General features: G+C 67.5%; 22 protein-coding genes. 8 read left to right on the forward strand and 14 right to left on the reverse strand.

Annotated features, from left to right (window positions below; all coding sequences use genetic code 11):
• Positions 1 to 2 precede the first annotated feature (2 nt).
• The 3 genes from ACNKW1_RS07410 to ACNKW1_RS07420 form a co-directional block, all read right to left on the reverse strand.
• Positions 3 to 1118, reverse strand: coding sequence for a hypothetical protein (locus ACNKW1_RS07410; RefSeq protein ID WP_418363962.1), 1116 nt, complete (start codon positions 1116 to 1118; stop codon positions 3 to 5).
• 81 nt (positions 1119 to 1199) lie between these two features.
• Positions 1200 to 2624 carry a GTPase/DUF3482 domain-containing protein gene (locus tag ACNKW1_RS07415; protein WP_418363963.1) on the reverse strand — a complete coding sequence of 475 codons (1425 nt, stop codon included), beginning with the start codon at positions 2622 to 2624 and terminating at the stop codon, positions 1200 to 1202.
• A complete protein-coding gene (locus tag ACNKW1_RS07420) occupies positions 2621 to 4078 on the reverse strand; it encodes a DUF2868 domain-containing protein (RefSeq protein WP_418363964.1) in 1458 nt (485 codons plus the stop codon). Before ACNKW1_RS07420 ends, ACNKW1_RS07415 begins: the two co-directional genes overlap by 4 nt.
• A gap of 269 nt (positions 4079 to 4347) precedes the next feature.
• On the opposite strand from ACNKW1_RS07420, the gene ACNKW1_RS07425 reads away from it, so the two are divergent.
• Complete coding sequence (locus ACNKW1_RS07425; protein WP_418363965.1) at positions 4348 to 4824, forward strand: bacteriohemerythrin; 477 nt, start codon at positions 4348 to 4350, stop codon at positions 4822 to 4824.
• A gap of 79 nt (positions 4825 to 4903) precedes the next feature.
• Entirely contained in the window at positions 4904 to 5395 is a 492-nt protein-coding gene (locus ACNKW1_RS07430) for a hypothetical protein (protein ID WP_418363966.1), read from the forward strand.
• Positions 5396 to 5426: 31 nt separating this feature from the next.
• On the opposite strand, the gene ACNKW1_RS07435 is transcribed toward ACNKW1_RS07430, so the two are convergent.
• Genes ACNKW1_RS07435 through ACNKW1_RS07450 form a run of 4 tightly spaced genes read right to left on the reverse strand, consistent with a single transcriptional unit; the run spans position 5427 to position 12405 of the window.
• Positions 5427 to 6563 carry a CobW family GTP-binding protein gene (locus ACNKW1_RS07435; RefSeq protein ID WP_418363967.1) on the reverse strand — a complete coding sequence of 379 codons (1137 nt, stop codon included), beginning with the start codon at positions 6561 to 6563 and terminating at the stop codon, positions 5427 to 5429.
• Between the two features lie 49 nt (positions 6564 to 6612).
• Positions 6613 to 8037, reverse strand: coding sequence for an AdeC/AdeK/OprM family multidrug efflux complex outer membrane factor (gene adeC / locus ACNKW1_RS07440; protein ID WP_418363968.1), 1425 nt, complete (start codon positions 8035 to 8037; stop codon positions 6613 to 6615).
• Between the two features lies 1 nt (position 8038).
• Positions 8039 to 11194, reverse strand: coding sequence for an efflux RND transporter permease subunit (locus ACNKW1_RS07445; protein WP_418363969.1), 3156 nt, complete (start codon positions 11192 to 11194; stop codon positions 8039 to 8041).
• 11 nt (positions 11195 to 11205) lie between these two features.
• The gene (locus tag ACNKW1_RS07450) at positions 11206 to 12405 is read right to left on the reverse strand and encodes an efflux RND transporter periplasmic adaptor subunit (RefSeq protein ID WP_418363970.1); all 1200 of its coding nucleotides are present in this window, start codon (positions 12403 to 12405) and stop codon (positions 11206 to 11208) included.
• Between the two features lie 194 nt (positions 12406 to 12599).
• On the opposite strand from ACNKW1_RS07450, the gene ACNKW1_RS07455 reads away from it, so the two are divergent.
• Complete coding sequence (locus tag ACNKW1_RS07455) at positions 12600 to 13229, forward strand: TetR/AcrR family transcriptional regulator (RefSeq protein ID WP_418363971.1); 630 nt, start codon at positions 12600 to 12602, stop codon at positions 13227 to 13229.
• A gap of 30 nt (positions 13230 to 13259) precedes the next feature.
• On the opposite strand, the gene ACNKW1_RS07460 is transcribed toward ACNKW1_RS07455, so the two are convergent.
• From ACNKW1_RS07460 to ACNKW1_RS07485, 6 genes are all read right to left on the reverse strand, one after another.
• Positions 13260 to 14543 carry a TRAP transporter large permease gene (locus tag ACNKW1_RS07460; protein WP_418363972.1) on the reverse strand — a complete coding sequence of 428 codons (1284 nt, stop codon included), beginning with the start codon at positions 14541 to 14543 and terminating at the stop codon, positions 13260 to 13262.
• Positions 14540 to 15067 (reverse strand): TRAP transporter small permease, encoded by a 528-nt coding sequence (locus ACNKW1_RS07465; RefSeq protein ID WP_418363973.1) that lies wholly within the window; start codon positions 15065 to 15067, stop codon positions 14540 to 14542. Before ACNKW1_RS07465 ends, ACNKW1_RS07460 begins: the two co-directional genes overlap by 4 nt.
• A 202-nt stretch (positions 15068 to 15269) precedes the next feature.
• Positions 15270 to 16301: a DctP family TRAP transporter solute-binding subunit gene (locus tag ACNKW1_RS07470; protein ID WP_418363974.1), complete on the reverse strand. Its 1032-nt coding sequence runs from the start codon at positions 16299 to 16301 to the stop codon at positions 15270 to 15272.
• Between the two features lie 191 nt (positions 16302 to 16492).
• Positions 16493 to 17440 (reverse strand): alpha/beta hydrolase, encoded by a 948-nt coding sequence (locus ACNKW1_RS07475; RefSeq protein WP_418363975.1) that lies wholly within the window; start codon positions 17438 to 17440, stop codon positions 16493 to 16495.
• A 10-nt stretch (positions 17441 to 17450) separates the two neighbouring features.
• The gene (locus ACNKW1_RS07480) at positions 17451 to 18074 is read right to left on the reverse strand and encodes a redoxin family protein (RefSeq protein WP_418363976.1); all 624 of its coding nucleotides are present in this window, start codon (positions 18072 to 18074) and stop codon (positions 17451 to 17453) included.
• Positions 18071 to 19174: a metal-dependent hydrolase gene (locus ACNKW1_RS07485; RefSeq protein ID WP_418363977.1), complete on the reverse strand. Its 1104-nt coding sequence runs from the start codon at positions 19172 to 19174 to the stop codon at positions 18071 to 18073. The genes ACNKW1_RS07480 and ACNKW1_RS07485 overlap by 4 nt, the downstream gene beginning before the upstream one ends.
• A 255-nt stretch (positions 19175 to 19429) precedes the next feature.
• Here ACNKW1_RS07485 and ACNKW1_RS07490 point away from each other — a divergent pair, with 255 nt between their 5' ends.
• The 3 genes from ACNKW1_RS07490 (at position 19430) to ACNKW1_RS07500 (ending at position 22275) form a co-directional block, all read left to right on the forward strand.
• Positions 19430 to 20275: a putative RNA methyltransferase gene (locus tag ACNKW1_RS07490; protein ID WP_418364091.1), complete on the forward strand. Its 846-nt coding sequence runs from the start codon at positions 19430 to 19432 to the stop codon at positions 20273 to 20275.
• A 172-nt stretch (positions 20276 to 20447) separates the two neighbouring features.
• Positions 20448 to 20774: a PepSY domain-containing protein gene (locus tag ACNKW1_RS07495; RefSeq protein WP_418363978.1), complete on the forward strand. Its 327-nt coding sequence runs from the start codon at positions 20448 to 20450 to the stop codon at positions 20772 to 20774.
• A gap of 163 nt (positions 20775 to 20937) precedes the next feature.
• Positions 20938 to 22275 carry a ferric reductase-like transmembrane domain-containing protein gene (locus ACNKW1_RS07500; RefSeq protein ID WP_418363979.1) on the forward strand — a complete coding sequence of 446 codons (1338 nt, stop codon included), beginning with the start codon at positions 20938 to 20940 and terminating at the stop codon, positions 22273 to 22275.
• Between the two features lie 112 nt (positions 22276 to 22387).
• Here ACNKW1_RS07500 and dinD read toward each other — a convergent pair whose 3' ends face one another.
• Entirely contained in the window at positions 22388 to 23245 is an 858-nt protein-coding gene (gene dinD, locus ACNKW1_RS07505) for a DNA damage-inducible protein D (RefSeq protein ID WP_418363980.1), read from the reverse strand.
• A 311-nt stretch (positions 23246 to 23556) separates the two neighbouring features.
• On the opposite strand from dinD, the gene ACNKW1_RS07510 reads away from it, so the two are divergent.
• Positions 23557 to 24387 carry an enoyl-CoA hydratase-related protein gene (locus tag ACNKW1_RS07510; RefSeq protein ID WP_418363981.1) on the forward strand — a complete coding sequence of 277 codons (831 nt, stop codon included), beginning with the start codon at positions 23557 to 23559 and terminating at the stop codon, positions 24385 to 24387.
• Positions 24388 to 24575: 188 nt separating this feature from the next.
• Positions 24576 to 25208, forward strand: coding sequence for a cold shock domain-containing protein (locus ACNKW1_RS07515; protein WP_418363982.1), 633 nt, complete (start codon positions 24576 to 24578; stop codon positions 25206 to 25208).
• Positions 25209 to 25298: the final 90 nt, after the last annotated feature.

Raw genomic sequence — 25298 nt, forward strand, 5'->3', positions numbered from 1 at the left:
GCTCAGACGCGCAGGTCGACCTGGCTGACCGTGCCGACGCTGCCGTCCTCGCGCAGGTAGATGCTGCTCGCACGCATCTGCCCGAGGGCCTCATTGGCCGCGTTGTTGAGGCTGAAGGGAGTGCCGACCCGATCGAGGTAGAAAGCGCCCACCCCGGCCTGCTCGAGCGTCTTCAGGCTGCCCTCGCCGTGCGCATCCGGACGCCAGATGCGCAGCTGTGACCACGCTGCATCCGCCTCGTCGATCCAGCCGTTGCCGTCGTCGTCGAGCGCGGCAAGCTCGGCGAAGCCGTCGCCGCTGGCAGGGCCGAAGAGCTCCCTGCCATCTTCGATGCGACCGCTGGCGTTGCGGTCGAAGGCGAGGAAGCCGGCACCACCGGCCATGGGAAGCTGCTCCTTGCGCCCGTCGCCATCGAGGTCGAAGGCGAAGCGCAGATCGGACAGAGCCGCTGCAGGACCGCCGAAATCGAGCACGAGCGGATCCTTCATCGGTGCTGCGCCGGCACGCAAGCTCACCGAGACCTCCTCGGAATAGCTGCGGGACATTGCGAAGCCGATCTCGAAGCGGATCTCTCCGCCGTCCGCGGTGCGAACCACCCCGCCGGCTCGGAACGCCACGGATTCCTGCTCCACGTAGCGCTCGGTGAGCTCATACGCCATGCCGAAGCCGGCGCCCGGCCCCGCCTCGGCCTCCGCCCCTGCCGGCCGCTGCGCGGCGGCCCCCTCGCCGGAGAGCGCACGCAGATCCTCCGTCCTCATACGCCGCACCGGCTCCCCGGTGAGGAACTCGATCATGCGGATGAGCAGGGCGAGTTGGGGGTCGTTCTCGGCGGGATCTTCCAGCGCCTCGACCGAGGCCGCCTCCGCAGCACCGATCTCGGGCGAATCTGCGGCGAGCGCCGCGCGGCCCGCCGTCGAAATCTGCAGCGCACCGGTTGCGAGTGCGCGGCCCGGCTCCGCTCCGGCGGCCGAGGGCGTCGTCGCGACACCCAGCCCCCGGCCTCGTGGCGTGGGCGCGCCCGCACCACCGCCCCACACCTCCAGGCGCTCATGGCGCTCGAAGGTACTGGAAGACTGATGCGAGGACTGCAGATCGATACGGTAGGCGGCAACTTTCATGCGGGCACCCCGGACGGACGGGTCGGTTGTCCGCGTTAACGGCCGTGCACGGGAATTCTGAAGGCCTGGGCCGCCACACCCTCAAAGGAGCGCCTGGGCAAGCTCCGCAATCACACCCTCCTTGTCCTGGCCGCCGTGATCGAGCGCCCATTCGGGGTGCGCGCGCGCACGTGCGAACGCATCCGGGAGTGCACCCTTGCGCCAGCGGTCGGCAGCCGGATCGGCAGCGGAAGGGCCAGCCACCGTCTCCCCTCCGCCCTGCAGCTCGATCGGCATCAAGGCGGCGTGCCCCCTGCCGTCAAGCGCCGCCAGCAGCGCGCGCTGACGCAGCGCAACCATGCGCAGGATCGCATCATCGACGGTGAGCTCGCGATGACCACGCACCTTCGCTGCGATGCGCTCGCCGTAATGGCCGAAGGTCTGCCACAAGCCCCCCGCGAGCGCACCGAGGGCGGCTGCGGCACCCAAGGTCAGGCCGCCAGTCATCAGGTCGATGCCCACCCCGGCTGCTGCACCCGCAGCAGCTCCCGTGCCCAGCCGCACGCCCATCTGGCGCAGCGTCTCGGGGTTGAAGAGGTCATCCTCCCAGCGTCCGTCCGCGAGCGGGAGCTCGGCCATGCGTGCATCGTCAGGGCGGAAGCGGTACAGCCGCAGCAGGCCATCGACACAGGCCTGCTCGCGCCGGCGCACGTCCTCACGCATGCGGGCGACGGCCGCCTGCAGCGCGGCTTCGTCGCCACCGGTTTCACCGCCGACGGTGTCGTCGCCCCTTTCCACCACACGCTCGCGGCGGGCTGCAAGTTCGACCAGCAGCTCCGCGACCCGCCTGCGCGCCGCCACACGGCGCGTATCGGCCTCGCGCTGGCGGGCCTGGATCAGCACCTGCAGGCGGGCACGATGACCGTGAATCAGCGTCGCCAGGGTGCCGAAGAGCTCGCGCTCGCCATCGAGCGGCGGCGCCACGGTGTCGAAGCTCACCACCGCATGCAGGCCCAATCGGGCGAGCGCAGCACGCCAGTCTCCTGCCCGCGCCGCCGGATCGGCAATGAAGTTCAGCACGGGCAGCAGCGGGCGCGCGCAGGCCGCGAGCAGTTCGAGCTCGTCGCGATGCTTGGGGAGCACGGGGTCACGCGCATCCACCACATACAGGCCGGCATCGCTCGCGAGCATCTGGCGCAGCACCTTGGCCTCCTGCTCGAAGCGCGCGCTGGCTTCCGGGCGCGCCAGGAAACGCGCGACCCGCTCGGGGCCGTCGACACGCTCACCGGGGTCGACCAGGCCATCGATGAACTCGAGCAGGGCGATGGCGTCCTCCATGCCCGGGGTGTCGAAGAGTTCCGCCGCGGGCTCGCCGTCCGCCATCAGCCGCAGGCCCTCGACGTGGCGGGTGGTTCCGGCGTGATCGGAAACCTCGCCGAAGCCGACATCGCGCGCCAGCGTGCGCAACAAGGAGGTCTTGCCGGTGTTGGTGTGGCCCACCACGGCCACGCGCAGGATGTCGCTCATCGTTCCGGATCTCCGCCTGCGAGCCAGGCCTGCGCTGCGGCGACGCTGGCAAACATGGCTTCCTCACCCAACCCGAGGCCGCCCAGCCCTTCCCGCCATTGCGCCACGCGCCCAAGCAACTCGCCAGCCCCCACGGGCACCACGCCGGCCGGCCAGACCCGGATCGACTGTGCATGATCGGCCAGGTCGGCAATCAGCCCCAGGCTGCCGCGATCGGGTGTCTGCCGCCCATCGACCACGACCAGCAGGCGCGCTGGAGGATGTGCGGCAAAGCGCTCGCGCACTGCGCGCCGCTGCTCGCGGCTGTCCAGTCGTCCGCCGTCCTCCCACCCAGCCCCCGTGCCGCCCGGAGCGGGGGCCGCCGCCGGTGCCCTAACCAGCCCCGGCCACGGCAGATCGTCACCCAGCTCCAGCGCGACCGCGACCGCGCCGCCGCCACCCTGCGCTACTGGTGCGTTGCGCTGCGGACGCGGCATCGCCGCTGGCTCCGGATCGCGCACGCCGATGCGTTCGCTGTCGGGCATCAGCAGAGGGCGCAGGCGGGCGTAGCCGGCATGCGACGGATCGAGCCGGATGCGGGCCGCGCCACGTCGCCACAGCCCGAAGCAAAGCAGTGCCAGGGCCAGCCGGGGCAGCACGCCGTAGGCCACCATCGCGCCCACCAGCCAGCCGGCCCAGGCACGGCGGCCCGCCTCGGCGAGCATCGGTGCATCACCGCTCGCCATCACGGTGGCCGCATCCGGCACCGGAAAGCCTAGCGACCCGGGCAGCGCGCCGAGCGCGGCACTCAGCGCGACGAAGGTGTCCGCCGGCAGGATGGTGGTTTCCCACATGAAGCCGTAACGTCTTGTGGCCAGCAGCGCGAGCACGCCGAGCGTGGCGCCCAGCAGCGCACCGAGCCACAGCGCATGGTTCGCCGCCCCCACCCCCCAGGCCGCAAGGCGACCGCGCCCGAGGAGGCCAGCGAGCGCGAGCGGGAGGTCGGCAGCCTCGCGGCTGCGGTCGAGCCAGCCGGTCAGGCTGAGCCAGGCCCGGCCGAGCAGCCCCCCATGCTGCAGCGCGGCGCCCTGAGCGCCACCCTGCAGGACGAGGCTCGCCAGCCACAGCAGCAGGCTCAACCCATGCACGCCGAGCAGCCCGCCCAGGGTCCACACCACATTGACCGGACGCGAACCGTCGCCCAGCACCCCGGCCGCCGCGCCGAAGCCGAACAGGAACGCAAGCACGAAGGCAAGCGTCAGCACCAGCCGCGCGCGCGCCTGCCAGCGCCGGATCGCCGCGCGCCACGCCACGGCGCCCTCGAGCAACTCGGCGCGCTTCAGCAGGCGCGCCTCGAAGCCACCCGAGTGCTCCCGCGCCGCGGCGTGCGCGCGCGCCTCGTCAAGCGGTGGATGATGTTCCTCATGGCGGCGGACGAGTTCGGCCAGCCAGCGCGAAGAGAGGGGATTCGGCAAGGGGGATCTGGGCACGCGAAAGCGGAAGGCAAGAAGTTCGCACAGAGTGATGGGGCAAGCATAACAACCTCGCCGTCCATACGCATCGGCGGCAGGCACATGGCAGCATGCCACCCGGGATGAAGCAGCGGCGGATGCAGCCGGAGGTGCATGTCGGAGGTGCATGTCGGCATGGGACGCAATCCCTTCCATTTAGAATTGATCCTGATCAAGATCATCCTGAATGGAATCGTTAGCCTTATGGCTTTCCTCACGACCGGATCGCGCCCATGAGCACCGAACTGTTTCACTGGACCGACGAGTTCAGCATCGGCTTGCAGGAGATCGACGAGCAGCACAAGGAACTGGTGGACCTGCTCAACCAGTTGCACACCGCCATCCGGGAGCATCACGGGTCTACTACTTCACGCCAGATCCTCGACAAACTGGCCGACTACACCCGAACCCACTTCGCCGTGGAGGAGAGTCTGATGCGGGTGTCGAACTACCCCGAGTTCGCCGCCCACAAGCAGAACCACGAGGATCTGATTGGGCAAGTCCAGTCGCTGCAGGAGAAGCTCGACAGCGGCGAGGCGACGATCAGCTTCGAACTCCTGCACTTCCTCAAGGTCTGGCTGATGCGCCATATCAACGAGGCGGACAAGCGCTTCGGCGCGTATTTCATCGAGGCCGGCGGCGAGTCCAAGTGGTCCGATGACGTCGAGCAGGCGATGAAGAAGCGCAAATGGTGGTGGAAGTTCTGGTAAGCCTGTGCGGCAGAGGCCAAACTTCGCCCTTCTCACTCTTTCCACCCTTTCTCAACCCGCCCACCCTTTCGAGAAAACGATGATGCAGCACGCCCGGACATCCCGACTCGCTCTCCTCTCCCTCGTCCTGCTCGGCAGCAGCCTTGCGGCCACGAGCGCACACGCGGAAACGCTCATCTGCCCCGATCTTTCCAAGGCTGCGCAGATCCAGCCCTGCCCGACGGACGAGGAGTTGCGTTACACCTACATGGGCTTCTGCGGCGACAATGCACGTCTCTACGGCCGCGACGTACTCACCTGCGCGAGCTTCGAGAACTACAAGGCCGAGAAGAACTACGCGCTCTGGGAGACGGCAGACGGCGCCTTCAGCGGCTATCTTTCCTGCAATCTCGGCGCGGACACGATCAAGGCCTCGAAGGCCCTGAAGATGAGCGCCGAGCGCAAGAACAACCTGACCCGGCTGATCTGCAACTACGAGAACGACCAGCGCATGGTGCATCGGACCAAGGCGAACTGCACGGTCGAGCAGGCAGACTGCAGCACCGGCGAATGCAGGGCCCGCTGCGACTGAAGTAGGCGCACCGGGTACCGCAGCACGCTCTTCAAGCGTGCGGAACCTGCCCGGTGAAGCTGCCCAGGATGGAGGCCACCTCCTCCTGCGCCAGATCGCGGACGATGAACACCAGTCGGCTGCGGCGATCGTGGTAGGGCGGGCCATCGGGCCAGGCCTCCAGGCTGGTGGCGGGATAGACACTGTGCTGAACGCATTGCAGCACGCGTGGCTGCGGGTCGCCCGCCACGTTGAGGAGGCCCTTGATACGCAGGATCCGCCCGCCATAGACCTGCAGCAACAGCGACAGTCCGTCGGAAAACTCGTACCAGGCCAGGGGCTCGTCGAAGCACAGCACGAAGCTGTGCACCCCCGCGCTGTGGCGCTCCGAAACCTGCGCGTCCGCGCTCTCACCGGACACTGCCCGTTGCCCCGCGCCCGGCCGACGCCAAGCCGGCGCAGGAGACGCGCGGCGCACAGCGCGCACCGCCTCCTCTCCCAGCCAGGCAGCCACATCGGGCGTCTTGCCGCCCGGATCGTACAAGCCACAGTCGAAGATCTGCTCGGGGGCCACCCGGCCCTGCTCAACCTCCACCTGACGCGCGCCGGGATTCAAGGCCGACACCAGCGCCGCGACCTCGGCGCGGACCTCTTCACTGGCGAGATCACACTTGGTGAGCAGCAGGCGGTCAGCCATCGCCACCTGGCGCATGGCCTCGTTATGACTGGCGAGCTGCTCACGGGCATGGGTCGCATCGACCGCAGTCACCACGCCGTCGAGCCGGTAACGTTCGGACAGGAAGGGCTCCGACAGCAGCGTATGGATGACCGGGGCCGGATCGGCCAGGCCGGTGGTTTCGATCAGCACCCGGCGCAGACCCTTGAGTTCGCGTCGCAGCGCGCGCATGAACAGGCCCTTGAGCGCCCGCACCAGATCACCCTGCACGCTGCAGCAGATGCAGCCCGAATCGAGCACCACCAGGCTCTCATCGACCTTCTCGACCAGGTGGTGATCGACGCCGACCTCGCCAAACTCGTTGATCAACACCGCGCAGCCTTCCATCTGCGGCTGTCGCAGCAGATGGTTCAGCAACGTGGTTTTACCCGCACCGAGGAAGCCGGTGAGGATCGTGACCGGAATGCGGCGGTCGGCTTCTTGTGCGTTTGGGTCGGAGGCGTTCATCGGCATGCAGTGTAGCGTGCCGCAAGCCGTGCTTCACGACCCACGGCACGCGCCCTTATTGCCAGCCGCCGCCCAGCGCCTTGTACAGCGCAACACGGTTGCTCGCATCCGACAGTCGGGTGGAGATCAGCTCGAGCTCGGCGCCGTACAGACTGCGCTGGGCGTCGAGCAGGTTGAGGTAGCTGTCCACCCCGCCCTTGTAGCGTGCATCCGAGAGCGCGAAGCTCTGCTGCGCAGCCTCGACCAGCCGGCGCCGCGCGTCGAGTTGCTCGGCCAGCGTGGCGCGCTCGGCGAGCGCATCCGACACCTCGCGGAAGGCGGACTGGATCGCCTTCTCGTACTGGGCGACATGGATGTCGCGCTGGATCTCGGCCACATCCAGACTGGCCTGCAGGCGCCCCGCCTCGAAGATCGGCAGGCGGATCTGCGGCACGAAGCTCCACGCCCCCGAGCCGCCGTCGAACAGGCCGCTCAGCGCGCTGCTCGCCGTCCCGGCGCTGGCGGTGAGCGTGATGCGCGGGAAGAAGGCGGCACGTGCCGCACCGATGCTGGCATTGGCGGCCATCAGCGCGCGCTCCGCCTGCAGGATGTCGGGGCGGCGCACAAGCACCTCTGCAGGCAGACCGGCGGGCAGTTCGGCGATGGCCGCGACCTGCTCGCCCAGGGCCGGCGGCTGCAGCGTAGCGGGCACGCCGGTCCCCACCACCAACGCGAGTGCATTCTCGCCCTGCGCCACCAGCGCGGCGTAACGCGCGGCATCGGCACGCGCCGTCTGCATCAGGGTTTCGGCCTGGCGCAGATCGAGCGCGGACACCGCACCGAGATCGAAGCTGCGCTGCGTGAGCTCGAAGGACTTCTGCCGCGTCGCGAAGGTGCTGCGCGCCAGAGCCAGACGCTCACGGTCGGCCGCAAGGCGCAGCCAGGCATTGGCCACTTCGGCGACCAGGCTGATCTGTGCGCTGCGGCGCGCCTCCTCGGTACCAAGGTAGGTCTGCAGCGCCTGCTCTTCGAGGCTGCGCACACGACCGAAGAAGTCGAGCTCATAGCTGGCAAAGCCGAGGTTGGCGGAATACTGGCGGCTGACCGTCGAGTCGCCACTCATGCTCAGGTCGCCCGGCACACGCTGCGCGCTCTGCCCGCCGCTGGCCGCGATCGACGGGAACAGGTCGGCACGCTGGATGCCGTACTGGGCCCGCGCGCGCTCGATATTGAGCGCGGCGACACGCAGGTCGCGGTTGTTCTCGAGCGCGAGCGCGATCACCTCGCGCAGGCGCTCGTCGGCGAAGTAGTCGCGCCAGGCGACGGTGTCGGCCAGCGGCGCGACCGCCGCAGCCTCGGTAGGCGCAGCCTGCGGGAAGCTCGCCGGCACCGGCGCCGCGGGGCGCTCGAACACCGGCATCATCGAGCATGCACCGAGCGCGCTGGCCGCCAGTGCCGTCAGCAGGCCGCGCAGCGGCAACCTTGTTGCGTACTTGCTCATATCAACGTCCCTCCTGGGCGGTCGGCACCACGACCTCCGTTCTCGGCTTGTCGGGGAATACGCGCTTGATCACCACATAGAACAGCGGCACGAAGAACAGGCCAAGCAGCGTCGCGGCGATGGTGCCGCCGAGCACGCCGGTGCCGATCGCGTTCTGGCTGCCGGCGCCGGCGCCGGTGGCGATCGCCAGCGGCAGCACGCCGAAACCGAAGGCGAGCGAGGTCATGATGATCGGGCGCAGACGCATCCGCACCGCGTTCAGCGTGGCGGAGATCAGGTCCTTGCCTTCTTCCATCTGCGCCTTGGCGAACTCCACGATCAGGATCGCGTTCTTCGACGACAGGCCGATGGTGGCGAGCAGGCCGACCTGGAAATACACGTCGTTCGACAGGCCACGCCCGCTGGCGGCGAGCAGCGCGCCAAGCACGCCGAGCGGCACCACCAGCATCACCGCGAAGGGCACCGACCAGCTCTCGTACAGCGCCGCCAGGCACAGGAACACCACCAGCAGCGACAGCGCGTACAGCGCCGGCGCCTGCGAGCCGGAGCGGCGCTCCTCGTAGGAGGTGCCCGACCAGTCGTAGCCGATGCCGGGCGGCATCCTCGCCATGATCTCCTCCACGGCCTGCATCGCCTCACCCGACGAAAGGCCTGGCGCGGCCTGGCCGAGGATCTCCATGGAGGGCTGGCCATTGAAGCGCTCCAGGCGCGGCGAGCCATAGTTCCAGTGCGCGGTGGCGAAGGCCGAGAACGGCACCATCTCGCCCGCCTTGTTGCGCACGTACCACCTGTCGAGATCCTCGGGCGTCATGCGCGAGCCTGCCTCACCCTGCAGATAGACCTTCTTGATGCGGCCACGGTCGAGGAAGTCGTTGATGTAGCTGCCGCCCCAGGCGGTGGACAAGGTGTCGTTGATGTCCGCGACCGACAGGCCGAGCGCGCCGGCCTTGGCGTGGTCGATGTCGAGCTTGAGCTCGGGCATGTCCTCCTGACCGTTGGGGCGCACGCCCACCAGGCGCTTGTCCTGCGCGGCCATGCCGAGGAACTGGTTGCGCGCAGCCAGCAGGGCTTCGTGGCCGAGGCCGGAGCGGTCCTGCATCTGCACGGTGAAGCCGCCCGAGGTGCCGAGCTCGATCACCGCCGGCGGCACGAAGGCAAACACCATGGCCTCGCGGATCTGCGAGAACGCGCCCATCGCTCGCCCGGCCACGGACTTCACGTCCTTGCCTGGCGCCTTGCGCTCGTCCCAGTGCTTCAGATTCACGAAGCCGATACCCATGTGCTGGCCACTGCCGCCGAAGGAGAAGCCTGCAACCGTGAAGATCGCGCGCACAGTGTCCTTCTCATTCACCAGGTAATGCTGCTCGACCTTCCTCAGCACCTCGAGCGTGCGCTCCTGGGTGGCACCAGCGGGCAGCATGACCTGGTTGAACATCACACCCTGGTCTTCCTCGGGCAGGAAGGAGGTCGGCATGCGCATGAAGAGCAGGCCGAGCACCGCGACGATGGCGACGTAGATGGCGAGGAAACGCACGCTGCGCTTGAGGATTCCGCCGACCGCCGACTCGTAGCCCTGGGTGCTGCGGTCGAACCTAACGTTGAACCAATGGAAGAACTTGCCGAACAGACCGCCTTCGCCATGCTCATGGCCCTTCTCCACCGGCTTGAGGATGCTCGCGCACAGGGCGGGGGTGAACACGATGGCCACCACCACCGACAGCGCCATCGCCGACACGATAGTGATCGAGAACTGGCGATAGATGACCCCCGTTGAGCCTCCGAAGAAGGCCATCGGCACGAACACCGCCGACAGCACCAGGCCGATACCGACCAGCGCGCTGGTGATCTGGTCCATCGAGCGCTTGGTCGCCTCCTTGGGTGGCAAGCCCTCCTCGCTCATCACGCGCTCGACGTTCTCGACCACCACGATGGCATCATCCACCAGCAGGCCGATCGCCAGCACCATGCCGAACATGGTCAGCGTGTTGATCGAGAAGCCGAACGCCGCCATCAAACCGAAGGTGCCGAGCAGCACCACCGGAATCGCCATGGTCGGGATCAGGGTAGCGCGGAAGTTCTGCAGGAACAGGTACATCACCAGGAAGACCAGCGCCACCGCCTCGATCAGCGTCATCACCACCGACTCGATGGAGATCTTCACGAAGGGCGTGGTGTCGAAGGGCACGACGTATTCGACCCCTTCGGGGAAGTAAAGCTGCATGTCGTCGAGCTTGGCGCGCACCGCGCTGGCGGTGTCGAGCGCGTTCGCGCCCGGCGCAAGCCGGATCCCCATGCCCGAGGCGACCTGCCCGTTGAAGCGGGCCAGGGTGCCGTAGTTCTCGGCACCGATCTCGACGCGGGCGACGTCCTTCAGGCGCACCTCGCCGCCCTGCTGGCTGCTGCGCAGCAGGATGTCCTCGAACTGCTGCACAGTCTGCAGGCGGCTCTGCGCGGTGATGGTGGCGGTGAAGCCCTGCCCCGGCACGGCGGGGGTGCCGCCGAGTTGACCGGCCGACACCTGGGCGTTCTGGGCCTGCAGAGCGGCGCGCACGTCACCAGGGAGAAGGCGGAAGCTCTGCAGCTTTGCTGGATCCAGCCAGATGCGCATCGCGTACTGCGCACCAAAGACCTGCACCTCGCCCACGCCCTCTACGCGTGAGAGCGGGTCCTGAATGGTCGATACGAGGAAATCCGAAAGATCCGGCCCCGTCAGGCTGTCGTCCGTCGATACGAAACCGACCACCATCAGGAAGTTGGCGCCCGACTTGGCGACCGTCACCCCCTGCTGCTGCACGGCCTGCGGCAGCAGCGGCAGCGCGGTCTGCATCTTGTTCTGCACCTGCACCTGCGCGATGTCGGGATCGGTGTCGGCAGAGAAGGTAAGCGTGGTCGAGGCGTTGCCGTAGGCGTCGCTGGTCGACTTCATGTACAGCAGGCCATCGAGGCCGGTCATCTTCTGCTCGATGATCTGCGTCACCGAGTCTTCCACCGCCTTGGCCGAGGCGCCCGGGTAGCGGGCGTTGATGACGATCGCGGGCGGCGCGATCGAAGGATACTGGGACACCGGCAGCTGCTGGATGGACAGGGCGCCCGCCAGCATGATGACGATGGCGATGACCCACGCGAAGATGGGCCGGTCGATGAAGAAACGTGCCATGGTCCGCTACCTCAGCTGGCCTTGCCTGCGGGCGTGGCAGCGGGCACCCCTGTCCCCGCCTCCTGCGCCTGCACCGGCGCACCCGGCCGGACCTTCTGCAGCCCCTCGACGATGATGCGCTCGCCAGCCGCAAGGCCGCTGGTCACCACCCAGTCCGAGCCCAACGACTGCACAACCTGCACCGGACGCGCCTCGACCTTGCTCTCGGCATTGACCACCATCACCAGTGCGTTGCCGCGCGGGTCGCGGCTGAGCGCCTTGTGCGGCACCCGGATCGCCTCGCTGCGCGTGCCCTGCGGCAAGCGCGCACGCACGTACATGCCGGGCAACAGCACGCCGTCGGCGTTGGGAAACTGGGCACGCAGGGTCACGCTGCCGGTGCCTTCGTCCACAGTGACCTCGGACAGCGCCAGGCGGCCCTCGGCGGCGTACTCGCTGCCATCCTCGAGGACCAGCCTCACCGGCACCTCGCCCTTGGCGCCCGGCTGCAGTCGGCCAGCGGCGATCTCGGCGCGCATGCGCAGCATTTCGGCGCTGGACTGGGTAAGGTCAACGTAGATCGGGTCAAGCTGCTGCACCGTGGCGAGTGCCTGCGCCTGGTTAGCGGTGACCAGCGCACCGGCAGTCACCGCCGAGCGGCCGATGCGGCCGGCGATCGGCGACTTCAGCCGCGTGTAGTCAAGGTCGATCTTCGCCTTGTCGAGCGCGGCCTTTGCCGCCGCAACCTCGGCATGGGCCTGCTTGAGCGCAGCCTGGGCATCGTCGTTGGCCTGCTTGCTCACCGCGTCGATCTTCACCAGGCCGGCATGGCGCTGGGCCTTGATACTCGCCGCTTGGGCATTGGCCTCGGCGCGCGCGAGATTCGCCTTCGCACTGTCCAGCGCGGCCTGGTACAGCGCCGGGTCAATCCGGTAGAGCACCTGCCCAGCCTCGACCTCGCTACCTTCCTTGAAGGCGCGCTCGGTAAGGATGCCGGTGACCTGCGGGCGCAGCTCGGCGATCAGGTACGGCGTAGTGCGGCCGGGCAGCTCGGTCACCATGGGCACCGCAGCGGTCGCGACGGTCATCACGGTGACCGCTGGCGCCTGCTGCTGCGCCCCGGCACCCGGCGCGGCGCCCTGTTCCTTGCCGCCGCTGCAGGCAGCAAGGAACAGGGCACTCGCGGCCACCGCGACTGCGGATCGGATCAGGGAACGGGAGTTGGTCTTCATTTGAGCCTCGTGAACGCGAAAGACTGCGGCCCACTGAAAGGTGTTGGCTGCAGGCTGGAATCGGGTAGATTTAGAATGCTCGTTCTAGATCGAACGCTCATTCTATGTTATGGTTTGTTGCACCGCAAGAATTTCAGTGAGCTTCCCATGCGCAGGCCGATCCACAACAGGCCCGCGCGCGCCGCCAGCAAGACATGCAGACCACGGAACAGACACCTCAGCAGCACCAGCACGAAGCCTCGCGCGCCGCCGCGCGCCGCCAGCAGATCCTCAACGCCGCGGCGCAGTGCTTTCGCGAGCACGGCTTTCATGGCGCCAGCATCGCGCAGATCTCGAAGACCGCGGGCATGAGTCCGGGGCACATCTATCATTACTTCGAAAACAAGGAAGCCATCATCGCCGCGATCGTGGCACAGGATCTCGAGGGCCTGCTCACGCTGACCGCCGAACTGCGCGCTGCATGCAATGTGCGCGCAGCCCTGATCGAGCGCGCTGCCGAAGGCGTCTTCGATCAGCTCGACCCGGTGAGTGCCGCACTGAAGCTCGAGATCGTCGCCGAAGCGGCGCGCAACCCACGGGTTGCGCAGATCGTGCGCGAGGCGGACGCTGCCTGTCGACGCGAGCTCGCGACCACGATCGGCGTGATCCGCCGTGCCACCGGGCACGACGCCCCCCCCAAGGCGATCGAAGACATGGTGGAAGTACTCGCGAGTCTGTTCGAGGGTCTGCTGCTGCGCACCATCCGCAACCCTGCCCTCGACCACGAGCGCGTCGCGCGACGCATCCAGATCGCCATCAACGATCTGCTCGACCAGCCGGGCTGAGCGGCCCGCCGCTGGCCCGAAGGATCCGCCCTAGAGGTAACCCAGCCGTCCCGGCAGCCACAGCGCGAGTTGCGGAAACACGATCATCAGCGCCAGCCCGGCGGCCATCGCCAGCACCAGCCAGACAACCCACCTGAAGGTCTCCTCCATGCCGATGCCGGCGATGCGAGAGGTGATCATCAGCGAGATCGCCATCGGCGGGGTGAACTGACCGATGGCGAGGTTGATCGTCATCATCACGCCGAACCACACCAGGTCCCAGCCCATCGCCACCGCGATCGGCACCAGCAAGGGCAGCAGGATCAGGAAGATCGAGATCGCGTCGAGGAACATGCCGGCAACGAGCAGCAGCAGGTTGATCGACAGCAGCATCAGCCATTCGCTGGAATGCAGTCCCACCAGCGCCTTGGCCGCAGCGTCGAAGATACCCAGCGTGTTACCCGCCCAGGCAAACACCGACGCGACGCCGATGATCATCAGCACCACCGCCGACAGCTCGCCCGCCTCGACCAGGATGCGGAACAGGCCCTTGAGGCTGATGCTGCGGTAGACGACCATGCCGACGAAGATGCCATAGGCCACGGCCACTACCGCTGCCTCGGTGGGCGTGAAGATGCCGGTGCGCAGGCCACCCAAGATGATCACCGGCGCGAGCAAGCCCCAGATCGCATCGATGAAGCTCTTGCCCAGCGGCGGGCGCTCGGCCTTGTAATCGCGGCCAAAGCCGTACTTGCGGCTGATGATGACGGCCGGCACCAGCAGGCAGAGCGCGGCAATCATGCCCGGGAACAGGCCGGCGGCGAACAGCGCCGGCACGGTCGCCGCCGGCACCATCACGCTGTAGACGATGAAGGCCACCGAGGGCGGGATGACGATCGCGGTCGAACCCGAGGCGGCGATCAGGCCGGCGGAGAAACCTTTTGGATAGCCACGCGCAATCATCGACGGCAGCATCACCGCCGCCACCGCGGCCGCATCGGCCGGGCCAGAGCCGGAGATGCCGCCGAGCAGCATCGACACCAGCACCGCGACCACCGCCAGCGAGCCGGTCCATTCGCCGACCATCGCGGTGACGAAGCGCACCAGCCGCACCGCCACCCCGGAACGCTCGAAGATCATGCCGGCGAGGATGAACATCGGGATCGCCAGCAGCGGGTACTTGGCGATGCCCGCGTAAATGTTGGTGGGCACCGCAAGCTGGTCGAAGCCGGCCATCGCCAGCACTGCGATGCTCGCCACACCCAGACCGGTGGCCAGCGGCATACCCGCGACCAGCGCGAGCAAGAACAAGCCGATGAGAACGGTGCCGATCACTGGACGCCCCTTCCACCACCATGCACCCCACTCTCCGGCGGAGACGAGCGCTTCCGCATGCGGGTCAGCACCAGACGCAGCACCAGCGCGACGGCCAGAACCGGCATCCACACCGTGTACCACCACTGCGGCACGCCGAGCGCGGGCGAGGTCTCCTCGAAGCGGTACTGATCCCAGGTGAGCTTGCCGGCATAGAACGCAATGAAGGCGAACAGGCTCGCGGTGACGGCAAACGACAACCAGTCCGCCGCCGTGTGCCAGGCCGATGGGAGCTTGCGTACGAAAAAATCGACCCGGATGTGGCGGTCAAAGGCAAACGCCGCCGAAGAGCCGAGGAAAGACAGCACGATCAGCAGCGCAATCGAGAACTCCTCGGTCGCGGCGAAGGACTGCGAGGTGAAGTAGCGCGCCAGCACGTTGCCGAACGTGATCAGCACGATCAGGCCCATGACGATGCCGGAAAGGATCTGTTCGACGGTATAGGGCGCAGGGCTCGCGTCTTCGTGCTGCGATTCGGTGCTCATCGAGAGTGCCAGTGATTCAGGAGATAGCCCCGTCCGGATCCGGTCGGGGAGCAAGCGGGGCGCAAGGCGGAATCACCCGCACCCATGTAGTCGGGGACGCGGTGGGCATTCCTGGCGCAGGCGAGGACTGTCTGAGCGAAGCGAGTTCCACAGCCTGCAGAAGGAATGCCCGCCGCGTCCCCGGCGGGCAGAACAAGGGCAATCAACGCTTGGCGATGTCTTCCTCAGCCTGCTTGACCAGGTCCGAACCGATCTTCTCGGCCCATTCCTTGTACACGCCGGCCGTGGCCTTGCGGAAGGCATCGCGCTCGGCGTCGGAGAGGCGCACGACGGCCACGCCGTTGGCCTCGATCTCCTTCAGCAACGCATCGTCGCCCGCCGAAATGCCGGCGCGGGCGCGGGCGATCTCTTCCTTCGCGGCTTGCTGGGCGGCTTCGGACACCGCCTTGCGGTCGGCCTCGGACCAGGAATTCCACACGTTCTTGTTCACGACAAAGATCAGCGGGTCGGCAACGTAGCCCCACAGCGTCAGATTCTTCTGGCCGACGGTGTGCAGCTTGGCGGCGTTGAACACGGCCAGCGGGTTCTCCTGGCCGTCGACCGCACCGGTCGCCATCGCCGGCTGGGCGTCGGCCCAGCTCATCTGCGTCGGGTTGGCGCCGAGCGCATTGAAGGTAGCGAGGAACAGCGGCGAGCCGACCACGCGCATCTTCATGCCCTTGACGTCGTCCGGGGTGCGGATCGGCTTCTTCGAGTTGGAGACCTCGCGGAAGCCGTTCTCGCCCCAGGCCAGCGGCACCACGTCACGCTCGGCGAGGATCTCGAACATCTTGGTGCCGACGCGGCCTTGCGTAAGCGCGTCGATCGCCTTGTGGTCGGGCATCAGGAAGGGCAGCGCGAACAGGTTCAGCTCCTTGACCTGCGGCGACCAGTTGATGGTCGAACCCACGGCCATGTCGATGATGCCCTGGCGCAGCGCGGTGAATTCCTTGGTCTGGTCGCCCGACACCAGCGAGGTGCCCGGATAGACCTTGATCTTGATGCGGCCTTCGGTCTTCTCGGCCACCAGGTCGGCCCAGCGCTTGGCGCCCCAGCCCCAGGGGAAGGCCTCGCCGAGCACGGTGGAGAGCTTGTATTCGTCCTTGTACTGCTGTGCCGAGGCGGGCATCGACAGGCCGAGTGCGGCCGAAGCGGCGAGACCGGCGATGAGGGCGGTGAAGCGGCGTTTTTGCATGAGACGTCTCCGTTTTCTTGGTTTTGACGCGGGGGACGCGGCGGCGAGCGCTGCGCAGGGGAAGACCGATTCTACAAACCGGGAAGCCTGCGGGCCAGCGCAAATTCCAGCGCCGGTCCGCCGGGTGAACGAATCGACGGGCGCGAATGCGGGCGTTTGGCCCCACGGGATCCCGTGCTTCTCCTGCAAGATCAGAGCGTTCGGCGCAGGAACGCAATCAACCGCCCCATGTGATGTTCCAGATCGGCAAAGGATTCGTGATCGCCCGACACGCTCATCATCTCCGCCGGCGTGTCGCCGCGCACGGCAAAAATCTGGTGTGCCTCGTCGATCGGCACCACCTCGTCGTCCTCGCCATGCACCAGCAGCACCGGGCGGTGAATACGGCCGATGGTACTCAGCGGAGCGATGTCGTCGAAGCGGTGGCCGATGGTCTTCTGCACATAGTCAAGGATGTAGCGCCCGACCGGCCTCTCGGGGATGCGCTTGGCCGCCAGCCAGCGCCGCATCATCGCCGCCGGATGCGAGAAGGCCGCCACGCTCACGACCGCTGCCACTTGCGGCGTACGGGTGGCCGCGAACAACACCGCGCCCGCCCCCACCGAATGACCGAGCAGCGCGATGCGCGCAGCATCCACCCCCGGCTGCGCCGCCAGCCAGGCGAACGCGTGCTCCGTGTCCTCCGCAAAGCGCGGCAGCGAAGCGAACGTGTCGTCGTCGCTCGCGCCATGGCAGCGCGCATCCACGAACAGCGTGGCGTAACCGGCCGCGTGCAGCGGGCGGGCGAGCGGCAGCATCAGTGCGGCGTTGCCGCCCCAGCCGTGCATCACCACCACCGCCGGCGCAGCCGCGGGCGAAACGTCCGCTTCCCTTTCAGCCGCAGCGGCGGCGCTCGCAGCATCCGCATCGGCAACCCCTACGCGCACCGGTGCGGGAATGAACCACGCATGCAGCGACTTGCCGTTTTCGGTACCGATGCGCAGCGTCTCGAACCCCAGCCCGAGCGCGCTGGGATCCATGTGATGCGGCACCCGCGGCGCGGCCAGGCCCTTGCGGATTCCCCAATGCACCAACGCCCGTCCGCCCGCGAGCGTGGCTGCGCCGGCGGTGAAAGCGGTGATCAGTCCGGGTGCGCCCATTTGCTGCTCCTCAAGAACTCAAACCTGCCCACCACAACCGCACACGCAAGCCCCAGCCGGTGGTGTAACCGAGCGACACCGAGCGGATCTCGCCCGCCGGATCAACGGTGACGAAGGCCGGCACGCCGCGCAGGCCGTATCCCCGGGCGATGCCGCCATCTGAGTCGATCGCCGTAGCCCAGTCCAAACCGCGCTCGGCAAGCACCCCCGCCACCGCCGCAGCATCGCCGGACTGCATCGCCACCGTAAGCACGGGGTAGTCCGCCTGCACGGCGTCGATCGTACCCTGCTGCGCGGTGCAGATCGGGCACCAGTCGGCCCAGAAATACACCCCGACCGACTTGCCGGGATGCGCGGCCCGCCAGGCGGCAAGGCTCAGCTCGCTGCCATCCGTACCGGGCGCAGCGAACGCCGGCGCAGCGCCGCCCGGCACGTCGCGCGCCATCCATGCCTGAATGGCGAAGAAGATCCCCACGAAAATCGCAATCTCCACGGCCCAGCGCCGCCAGCGCAGGCGCTTGCGTGCAGGCGCCGCGGCATGCGGCGTCCCTTGCTCGGAGGCTTCGCCCGGGTCCGGCGGCGGGGGCGCAGGGTCGTTCCCCGGATTCTTCATCTGCCCGTTCATGCTGCTCATCGTACGTCGATCCAGCGCAAGCCGTCGGCCTCGCGCTCGAACAGCCGCCAGCCTCCGGCCATGTTGCACAGACCATAGACGAAAGGCTCGCGGCCGCGTCCCGGGGTAACAAAGCGCAGATCCTTGAAGCTGGCGCACACGCTGCCGTCCCCTTCCTCGCCGGCATGGTCCAGCACCGGGAACATCGCGAACCAGCGGTAGAAGGCAAAGTCCTCCGCGTTCCACACCTGCTCGGCGAGCGCGCGCATGCTGCCGTTGCCGAAGCGCTCTCGCACCTCCCACTGTGCCATCGCCACCGGCAGGTAGGGGGCGGAGAAGCGGCGGATGAAGTTGTCGTCGTCGGTGGCAACGAGCGGTTCGCTGCGTCGGGTGTTGATGTGGGCGTAGTGGTAGCGCTCGCCGTCGAACACGATCGCGGTCCAGTTGAAGGGCGAGGCCGGACGCGGCGCGGCGTCGACCTCGACCGCCGCGATGCCCTTGGCCGCGGCGTAGGCACGCGCGGCGTCGATCGCCTCGGCGCGGCCCATGGCGTGCACGCCGACCCAACCGACGAGCAGCACCAGCGCCGCCGTCGCCGGTACGCGGCTGTTGCGCCACAGCGCGCTGGCGAGCAGGCCGCCGAGGAGGATGCCGGTGAAGGGCAGGTCGATGATGAAGGTCGTGCCCCAGCCGAAGCGCTGGTCGGAGAACGGCGCCAGGATCATGGTGCCGAACTGGGTGATCAGGTCACCGAGGATGTGCCCGAAGATCGCCGCGCACACCACCGGGTGGAAGCTGCGCCAGCCCGCCGCCACCCGCCCGCCGCGCTGCCAGAAGCGCGCCAGCAGCCAGGCGATCAGCAGGCCCCACAGCGGCAGCAGGAGCAGCGAGTGCGTGACGCCGCGGTGGCCGCGCAGGTAGGTGAGCTCGGAGACCCAGCCGAGCACGAAGTCGAGATCGGGAAAGATCGCGGCGATGGTGCCGGCGGCGACCATCTGCCAGACCGGCGGCTGCACCCGACCTGCAGCCGGAGCGGCCGCGGCCGCACCGGCGCTGGCACGACGCCCGGCAAACACACGGCCAACGAGGGCACCGGAGAGTGCATGGGTAAGGGTATCCATCAGGTTCCTGAGTTTTTTCGGTATTGTCCTGCTGGCGTATGAGGCGCGCCAGCATCGAACCCGTCCAGGTCCGCAACGTGCGCTTCGACACGCACACAGGGGTCGAGGTTGCATTTGCGCTTGCCCGCCCTGCCCCCGGGACCTGCGTGTCGAACAAGGTCCGCAGCATTGCAGGCCCGCCAAAACAGTCGCCTGCACCTCGCCTATCATGCGCGCTCCGCCCGTCGGCCGATCACCTTCACACCTCACGCCTCCATGCCCGCAAAACCCTTCACCGCCCTCGCCTGCCCGCTGGACGGCGCGCCCTTGCAGCGCCAGGGCGGCAGCCTGCGCTGTCCGGACGGGCACTGCTTCGACCTCGCCGCCCAGGGCTATGTGAACCTGCTGCCGGTGCAGAACAAGCGCTCGCGCGACCCCGGCGACAGCAAGGAGATGGTCGCCGCACGCCGGCGCTTTCTCGAGGCCGGGCATTACAAGCCCATCGCCGATGCGGTGGCGCAAGCCGTGCTCGCCGACGCCGTGCCCGGCCGCACCCTCACCTGTCTCGACGCTGGCTGCGGCGAGGGCTACTACCTCCGGCAGCTTGCCGCCGCGGGCGACGCGCTGCCACTCGCCCTGCTCGGGCTGGACATCTCGAAGTGGGCGGTACAAGCCGCCGCCAAGCGTGACCTGCACACGGCCTGGGTAGTCGGCAGCAACGCCGGCCTGCCGGTGCTGCCCGCCACGCTCGACCGCGTGCTGTGCATGTTCGGCTTCCCGGTCTACACGGAATTCGCCCGCGTCCTGCGCCGCGGCGGCGAGCTGCTGCAGGTCGACGCCGGCCCCGATCACCTGCGCGAACTGCGCGAGGTCATCTACCCCACGCTCAAGCCCGAACGCCCCGCCGCACGCCAGATGCCGCCTGGCTTCGAGCCCCTCGGCACCGACACCCTGCGCTTCCAGATCCATGTCGACGGCGCCTCACCCATCGCCGACCTGCTGGCGATGACGCCCCACCTCTACCGCGCCACCGCCGAAGGCCGCGCCCGCGCCGCGGCGCTCACTGCGCTGACGATGATGGTGGATGTGCGCCTGGGGCGCTACCGACGCCTGCCAGACTGAAACCAGTGCGGCTGCGACAGCCGCCACCGCCACCGCCACAATCCTCCCGTTTTCCGTCGCTGCAGAGATGAACGCGCGATGAACGGCGCCTTCAGCATCGATTCAGGCGGCGGGGCGCAGCATGGCATCACGGTCGAAACAGGACCGACTACCCAACCAAGGAGATGCCATCATGCGTGCAACCACCCTCATCGCCACCCTGGCCCTCACCGGCGGACTCATCGGCGCCGGCGCCACCATCGCCCCCGCGTTCGCCCAGAACACAGTCCCCGCCGCCTCGGCTACCGCAGTAGCGCCCGCCGCCCAGTCCAGCTGGATGAGTATCAAGGACGTGCTCGGCAAGCTCGAAGCGGCCGGCTACACCGACTTCCGCGAGATCGAGCGCGAGAAGAACAAGTACGAGGTCAAGGCCACCGACCCGCAAGGGCAGCGCGTGGAGCTGGATGTCGATCCGGTCACCGGCGAGGTCCTCAAGACCGAGGTCAAGCGCAGCAAGTAAGCACCACCCAGGGGGCCGGCACGACCGCCGGCCCCCTTGTCGCTGCGTGGCCGCCACGTGCGCGCTCGTCACCATGCGCTTCCCGCGCGGCAAGCGTCGCCCGCCGGCTGATGCCTTCCAGCCTCGTCTCACCTTCCAATCATCACCGCCGGGAGCCCGCGCCATGATCCCCGCCCTCTCTACCCTGCCCGCCCTCGCCGCCTTCATCGCCCTGATCGCCGCAGCCTGGGGCCTCAACGTCGCCGCCCTCGACGGCGGCACCGCCTCCCTGCCCTGGCTGATCCGCGAGCAAGGCCTCTACCTCAGCGGCCTGCTCGCCATCGGCCTGATGTCGCTGGCGATGATGCTCGCCACCCGTCCCACCGTGCTCGAGCGCCCGCTCGGCGGCATGGACCGCATCTTCCGCCTGCACAAATGGGCCGGCATCGGCGCCGCGGTGTTCGCCGCGCTGCACTGGCTGATCGAGATGTCCGACGACGTCATCAAGTCGCTCTACGGCAAGGCCGGACGGCCGGCGCATGACGAGTTCGGCGGCCTCTACGAGATGCTGCGCGACGCCGGCGAGGAGCTCGGCGAATTCGCCATCTACCTGGTGCTGGCGATGGTCGTGCTCAGCCTGTGGAAGCGCTTCCCCTACAAGTTCTGGCGCCACCTGCACCGCGCGATGCCGGTGTTCTACCTGCTGCTCGCCTTCCACGCCGCCGTGCTGGCGCCGCCCGACTACTGGATGCAGCCGGTCGGCATGCTGCTCGCGCTGCTGCTGGCCGGCGGCACGGTGGCCTCGCTGATCGCGCTGACCGGCCGCATCGGCCATGACCGCAAGGTGCAGGGCGTGGTCACCGCGGTGTCCTCGCCCGCCCCCGACGTCACCGAGATCGTGTGCCGGCTCGACGGCGCCTGGCGCGGACACCAGGCCGGGCAGTTCGCCTTCGTCGGCTTCGAGCGCTTCGAAGGTTCGCACCCCTTCACCATCGCCAGCGCCGACCACGGTGACCGCAGCCTCACCTTCCAGATCAAGGCCCTGGGCGACTACACCCGCCAGCTCGCCAGCCGCGTCGCGGTCGGCCAGGCGCTCACCGTCGAAGGCCCCTACGGCCGCTTCGTGCTCGGCAGCCAGGACCGCAAGGCGCGCCAGATCTGGGTCGCCGGCGGCATCGGCGTGACGCCCTTCCTGGCCTGGCTCGACGCCCTGCGCGCCGACCCCGCCGCGGCCCCGGCAGTCGAGCTGCACTACAGCACCCGCGGCGCGGCGCACGACCCCTTCGTCGAACGCCTGCGCAGCCTGTGCGCCGGACTGCCGAGCGTGAGCCTGCACATCCACGACCGCGCCGCCGGCGACGACCTGACGCCCGAACGCCTCGCCGCCATGGCCACCGACGGCCGGCGCGCGGAAGTCTGGTTCTGCGGCCCGCGCGGCTTCGGCGACCAGCTCAAGGCCGGGCTCGCGCGACTGTGGGGGCGGCGGCTGAGCTTCAGGCGCGAGGCGTTCGAGATGCGGTGAGACGGGGCACCATGGGGCTAGCGGGCGAGTAGCGCGGCCTGCTGGCTCCGACCGCCACGATCAACCTTATGTCGTCACAGAAGCGGACGCCGATCGTGGAGTGAGGAGCGGCTTATTCCTTCGCGGGCGGCAGGGTGCCGGACTGCTGGACGAGCTTCTTCTCTTCAGCCTTGACGCGGCGTTCCAGCTTCTTGATGTCTTCTTCCGGCGGCAGTTGTTCCGGCTTGATGCCACGCTGACCCAGCATGTCGCGCACGCTTTCGTTGTTCTGCACGTGTTCGCGGGTGATGGCGTGCTCGCCCTGCAGGTTGTCCTGGCTGACGTTGTGATTGGTGATTTCGGTGGCGAGGTTCTTCGCCGCAATCGTCAGCGTGGGCAGAAAATCCGCCAGCGGACGAGTCTTGATGATGCCGAACCGGTCCTTCATGGCCTGGGTGGTATGGCCGCCGAAAAGCGCGGCATCGCCCCTGGAGCGGATGCGGCCGAAGCCGGCATCGTCAACGCCGCGTTCGTAGATGTTCTGGGACAGCGTCTTTTCGGACTCACGCAGGCGCTCGCGGGCATCCAGCCGGGCTTGCAGTCGCATGCGGTCTTCGATCAGCTCCTGCTTGCGGGTCTGGATGGCGAAGTAGCTCTGCGCGAAGGCGATCGGTTCCTTGCGCGGATCGCCGTTCTGCGCGACGAGGTAGCAAGCGTAGCGAGTGAGCATGAAGTCTTCGACCGGCCGTTGGCCGCCCTTGCCGATCTCGATCATTTTCGTGACGCCACGAAAATGATCGTCAGCCGGGTAACCCGTTGTTTCACAAGACTCCATCGCTCGGCGGATGGCGGTCTGAAAGTTCTCCCAGCGCGCGTATCCAAGCGGCTCCATGAGGTCGCGGGCGAACCAGAACTCGACGTTCTCTTCAGGCGTACGCTGACTGAGGGCGTCGAATCGGTCCTTCATCAGTTGAATGGCGCCGGGTTGCATGCTGACTCCTTGTGCTGCCCTTCCCGCGATCACGCGGCCAGGCACTGGGTGCGTTGAAGGATCTCGTTGATCTCGGCCGAACAGCATGATAAATGCATTCTCCTCGACTTTGGCGGCGCGTCACCTTGTCGGCGCTTGCTCCCGAACCGTCAAACTGACGCGCGGCACATTCTCCTCCGGGAAGCCAGCGATGATCGCGCCCCGCTACAGGGGCCGAATCGGGCGAAAAACGCCCTTGCCAGCACCCCGAAAAGCATCGATTGTTGACGCCCCAACGACGTCCGACAGAGCCCGGTTCGAGTGGCTTCTACATGCCGATCATCGGTGGCCCTATTCTGGCGGTCAGTGACACGGTACGAACGACGGAGGCAGGAGTGATGAGGTCGGTGGTCGTTGAATGTGCTGATGGCGTCGGCCATCTGCAACTCAATCGCGCGGATGCGCTGAATGCGCTGGACGTGCAGTTCTGCAAAGAGATAGACGAGTCCCTGCTCGCCCTGGACGCACGCGACGACGTGCGCTCGATTCTCATCTCCTCGTCATTGAGGCACTTCTCTGCCGGAGCCGATATCCGGGAGATGCTGGGCATGAGCGCTGAACAGGCGGAGGCGACGGGATTCACCGGATGCGTTTCGGCACCAAGCCAGGTCCGGAAGCCCTTGATCGTCGCCGTGAAAGGGCTGGCGGCGGGGGGAGGCTGCGAGCTGGTGGAGATGTGCGACATCGTTGTCGCCGCAGCTTCCGCTCGATTCAGTCATCCCGAGATCACGCTCGCGGCCATGCCAGGTGCTGGCGGAACGCAGAGACTGGCGCGTGTCGTCGGCAAGCACCTTGCGATGGACCTCCTGCTCACCGGGCGCGCCTTGAGCGCAGATGAAGCGCTTGCCGCCGGCCTGGTGTCGCGCGTGGTTCCCGACGAAGCGCTTGAAACCACTGCAATGTCCATCGCCCGGCAGATCGCGTCGTACTCGAACCCTGTTGCCTGCAGGATCAAGGCCTCGGTCAATGAGGCGCAGGTCCAGCTCGAGGCGGGGCTTGCACTCGAGCGCAGCCTGTTCCACGCGTGCTTCTCCGAACAGGATTTTCGCGAAGGCCTTCGCGCTTTCATCGAAAAACGAGCGCCGCGATTCGGACATCGCTAGCACGCAAGACACGATGGTCCTTTCACGCGGGCTGCAGCTGGCAGCCCTCCGCTTCAGCCGGTATGCTGTCGGCCTAGCGCAAGGCAATGACTGGATCGAATCACGCCGCTTTGTCATCGGGAGCGGCTTTTGCCTTCTTGTTTCTTCCGCGCGCGTCGTCTCTGCCCCCAAACAGCAATCTGCACCGCATGTTCGCCGGCGTCCCGATGTTGCGCGGACGAACTGTCGCCACAGAACAGCACTGGACATCTCGTATGCGCATCGAAGGCACGCTCTCGAAGTGGAATGACGACCGGGGCTTCGGATTCATCACGCCGACCCTGGGCGGCCAGGAGATCTTTGTCCATATCTCCACGTTTCCCAAGGACGGCGTACGCCCTACGCTCGGAGAAAAGCTCACCTTCGAGATTGAAATCGACAGCAACGGAAAGAAGCGGGCGAAGAACCTCGCCTGTCCAGAGCGTCGAACCGTCAGCCGTACGTCTCCTGCACCTTCCCGCAGACCGGCCTCCGACCGCCGTAATGAACGCCCTGGCTTCTTCGCACGGGTCATTCCGCTGCTCGTCGTGATGGGCCTGGTGGCGTATGGCTATGGTGAATACAACCGCCGTGCGGCGCCGTCATCGGCAAGCTCCGCGATGACGGAAGTTCAGGCCTCCTCGCAGGCCTACGCTTGCGACGGACGCACTCATTGTTCCCAAATGACGTCCTGTGCTGAAGCCACGTTCTTCCTTCGCAACTGCCCCAATGTTCAGATGGACGGCAACAATGATGGCGTGCCCTGCGAGCAACAGTGGTGCACGAGTCCTTTCGCAAGATGAAAGTGCCATCTCGCCCGCACCAGTTCTTCGTGGTCGCCGCAAAGTCCAAGCGTCACGCCCGAGGGACGCTGCAGCAGGCATTGACTCGCT

It is taken from the genome of Thauera sp. WH-2 (assembly GCF_048321015.1).
Taxonomy (GTDB): Bacteria; Pseudomonadota; Gammaproteobacteria; order Burkholderiales; family Rhodocyclaceae; genus Thauera.

Excerpts from the sequence above, each read along its gene's own strand:
- ACNKW1_RS07430 (WP_418363966.1), top strand. The coding sequence starts at position 4,904 with ATGATGCAGCACGCCCGGACATCCCGACTCGCTCTCCTCTCCCTCGTC.
- adeC (WP_418363968.1), bottom strand. The coding sequence starts at position 8,037 with ATGAGCAAGTACGCAACAAGGTTGCCGCTGCGCGGCCTGCTGACGGCA.
- ACNKW1_RS07425 (WP_418363965.1), top strand. The coding sequence starts at position 4,348 with ATGAGCACCGAACTGTTTCACTGGACCGACGAGTTCAGCATCGGCTTG.
- dinD (WP_418363980.1), bottom strand. The coding sequence starts at position 23,245 with ATGCAACCCGGCGCCATTCAACTGATGAAGGACCGATTCGACGCCCTC.
- ACNKW1_RS07455 (WP_418363971.1), top strand. The coding sequence starts at position 12,600 with ATGCAGACCACGGAACAGACACCTCAGCAGCACCAGCACGAAGCCTCG.
- ACNKW1_RS07485 (WP_418363977.1), bottom strand. The coding sequence starts at position 19,174 with ATGGATACCCTTACCCATGCACTCTCCGGTGCCCTCGTTGGCCGTGTG.
- ACNKW1_RS07465 (WP_418363973.1), bottom strand. The coding sequence starts at position 15,067 with ATGAGCACCGAATCGCAGCACGAAGACGCGAGCCCTGCGCCCTATACC.
- ACNKW1_RS07410 (WP_418363962.1), bottom strand. The coding sequence starts at position 1,118 with ATGAAAGTTGCCGCCTACCGTATCGATCTGCAGTCCTCGCATCAGTCT.
- ACNKW1_RS07415 (WP_418363963.1), bottom strand. The coding sequence starts at position 2,624 with ATGAGCGACATCCTGCGCGTGGCCGTGGTGGGCCACACCAACACCGGC.
- ACNKW1_RS07510 (WP_418363981.1), top strand. The coding sequence starts at position 23,557 with ATGCCGATCATCGGTGGCCCTATTCTGGCGGTCAGTGACACGGTACGA.
- ACNKW1_RS07495 (WP_418363978.1), top strand. The coding sequence starts at position 20,448 with ATGCGTGCAACCACCCTCATCGCCACCCTGGCCCTCACCGGCGGACTC.
- ACNKW1_RS07475 (WP_418363975.1), bottom strand. The coding sequence starts at position 17,440 with ATGGGCGCACCCGGACTGATCACCGCTTTCACCGCCGGCGCAGCCACG.
- ACNKW1_RS07490 (WP_418364091.1), top strand. The coding sequence starts at position 19,430 with ATGCCCGCAAAACCCTTCACCGCCCTCGCCTGCCCGCTGGACGGCGCG.
- ACNKW1_RS07445 (WP_418363969.1), bottom strand. The coding sequence starts at position 11,194 with ATGGCACGTTTCTTCATCGACCGGCCCATCTTCGCGTGGGTCATCGCC.
- ACNKW1_RS07515 (WP_418363982.1), top strand. The coding sequence starts at position 24,576 with ATGTTCGCCGGCGTCCCGATGTTGCGCGGACGAACTGTCGCCACAGAA.
- ACNKW1_RS07480 (WP_418363976.1), bottom strand. The coding sequence starts at position 18,074 with ATGAGCAGCATGAACGGGCAGATGAAGAATCCGGGGAACGACCCTGCG.
- ACNKW1_RS07470 (WP_418363974.1), bottom strand. The coding sequence starts at position 16,301 with ATGCAAAAACGCCGCTTCACCGCCCTCATCGCCGGTCTCGCCGCTTCG.
- ACNKW1_RS07450 (WP_418363970.1), bottom strand. The coding sequence starts at position 12,405 with ATGAAGACCAACTCCCGTTCCCTGATCCGATCCGCAGTCGCGGTGGCC.
- ACNKW1_RS07500 (WP_418363979.1), top strand. The coding sequence starts at position 20,938 with ATGATCCCCGCCCTCTCTACCCTGCCCGCCCTCGCCGCCTTCATCGCC.
- ACNKW1_RS07435 (WP_418363967.1), bottom strand. The coding sequence starts at position 6,563 with ATGCCGATGAACGCCTCCGACCCAAACGCACAAGAAGCCGACCGCCGC.